Source organism: Synechococcus sp. R55.8 (genome assembly GCF_047461895.1).
Lineage (GTDB): Bacteria > Cyanobacteriota > Cyanobacteriia > Thermostichales > Thermostichaceae > Thermostichus.
In genome coordinates this window covers 1-1,042 of record NZ_JANSIB010000184.1, presented here as the reverse complement: position 1 = coordinate 1,042, position 1,042 = coordinate 1, and the positions used below count along the sequence as shown (strand labels likewise).

Sequence of the window (1,042 nt, the reverse complement as noted above, 5' to 3'; positions counted from 1 at the left end):
AACTCCCCGCGCGACCCCACACGTAAAGACTTGAAATAAGATTTAGGTGTTCAATCACTCATGAATCACCTGCGTTTGTTGCCCTTTCCAGCCGAGGTTGGGGTCAAGCTTGCCTTGTTGAGAGGGCTCTTTATTCACCCGCGAGCCGAGGGCCCATCGCCTCTGCACGATTGTTGCCCATGAGCTGCCGAAGGGATCCCCACACCCCAACGCCCTGCAACCTTGTCTCCTGCTGACTTCGAGAGTGCCAAGCTGCCATGTCACGCATCCTCATCATCGATGATGATCCCAGCATTTGTGCTCTACTGCAGCGGTACTTGCAGCGGCAGGGGTATTCGGTTGAGGTGGCGATGACGGGGGCCGAGGGCTTACAGCAGTTGCGCGCTTTTCAGCCGGCCTTGGTAATTTTGGATCTGAACTTGCCGGATGTGAGCGGCTACGATCTCTGCCAGCAAATGCAAAAAGAGACCGGCGTGTACGTGTTGATGTTGACCAGCCGCGTCAGCCCTGCTGATAAGTTGCACGGATTCCAGTTGGGGGCAGATGACTACCTGACCAAGCCCTTCAGCCTGCCGGAGTTACAGGCGCGAGTGCAAGCCATTCTGCGGCGGCAACGCATGAAGACCGAAGTTGCCAGCGCACCGGTCTTGACCTTTGCCTCTTTGGTAATCGACCCGGAAACCCGAGCAGTCATCCGCGAGCAGCGCCTGATCAACTTAACAGCACTGGAGTTCGATTTGCTCTATGCTATGGCTCGACATCCGGGGCGGGTTTGGCGACGGGCTGAGCTGATTCAAGAGGTGTGGGATTTTAACCACGAGGGAGATGAACGGGTGGTCGATGTCCACATTGGCCAAATTCGCAAGAAACTAGAGACTGATACCAGCCAACCGGAGTTGATCCGCACCGTGCGTGGAGTTGGCTACAAGTTTGAGCCCCCCGCTCCGAAGGAGGGATGGGGAGAGGAAAAACCTTAACCCCCAAATAACTCTGATACATTTACGCTGAACACTGCTGAACATCACTGTTCAACTATGCAGCG

At 55.5% G+C, this 1,042-nt stretch carries 1 protein-coding gene; it reads left to right on the top strand.

Features of this window, described 5'->3' with window-relative positions; genetic code table 11:
- The first annotated feature begins 257 nt into the window (after window positions 1–257).
- Window positions 258–977 carry a response regulator transcription factor gene (locus NW829_RS12260; RefSeq protein WP_011433617.1) on the top strand — a complete coding sequence of 240 codons (720 nt, stop codon included), beginning with the start codon at window positions 258–260 and terminating at the stop codon, window positions 975–977.
- Window positions 978–1,042 lie beyond the last annotated feature (65 nt).